Below are 752 nucleotides of genomic sequence, written 5' to 3' on the forward strand. Positions count from 1 at the left end.
AGGCCCCGCAGCGTCAGGCCTCCACGACCAACACCTACGAGGTGCGGTCCGGCGACACCCTCTCCGAGGTGGCGCAGAACCACGGCACCAGCTGGCACGAACTGGCCGAGCGGAACGGGCTCGCCGACCCCGACCTGATCTATCCCGGACAGCGTCTGACCGTCGGGGAGGCCACACCTCCGTCCGCACCGACCACTCCGGACACGGCGGCCCCGCCCAGCGCCGAACAGGACTCCGCACCACAGGCCCAGGAGGCGCCACCGGCCCAGGAACCGGCCCCGCAGCCGCAGCAGGCACCACAGAGCAGCCGCTCCGCGGGCCAGGCGGCCCCGGGCGCCTCCATGGCGGAGAGCGCCGCGAAGGCGGAGATCATCCGCCGGGAGTCCAGCGGCAACCCCAACGCGCAGAACGGCAAGTACCACGGGCTGTTCCAGACCGACCAGCCGTGGGGGAGAGGCACGGTCGCCGAACAGCACGCCGGTGCCGAGCGCTACGTCCAGGAGAGGTACGGCTCCTGGGAGGCGGCGCTCGCCTTCCACAACGCGCACGGCTGGTACTGACCGGTCATACGGTCCCCCGGTCCGCCCCACCTTCACGGCGGGCCGGGGACGGCGTCAGAAATCCCCTCGGCGCCCTCCCGGAGGCGTGCTAGCCTCCGCGCGAGGGTGCTCGACGGGGCACCGGCCCGAGCGAAGGGGGAGATGAGTCGATGGTTGCCGTGGAGATCGCCGCGACACGCGGTGCCCGGACAG

The 752-nt window shown here is 72.9% G+C and carries 1 protein-coding gene; it reads left to right on the forward strand.

Annotated features, from left to right (window positions below; translation table 11 throughout):
- On the forward strand, positions 1-560 hold a 560-nt coding region (locus tag ACFXIV_RS48040; RefSeq protein ID WP_379421555.1), incomplete at its 5' end, for a LysM peptidoglycan-binding domain-containing protein.
- Positions 561-752 lie beyond the last annotated feature (192 nt).

The sequence above is a fragment of the Nocardia sp. NPDC059236 genome (assembly GCF_042754085.1).
In the GTDB taxonomy this organism is placed as follows: Bacteria; Actinomycetota; Actinomycetes; order Mycobacteriales; family Mycobacteriaceae; genus Nocardia.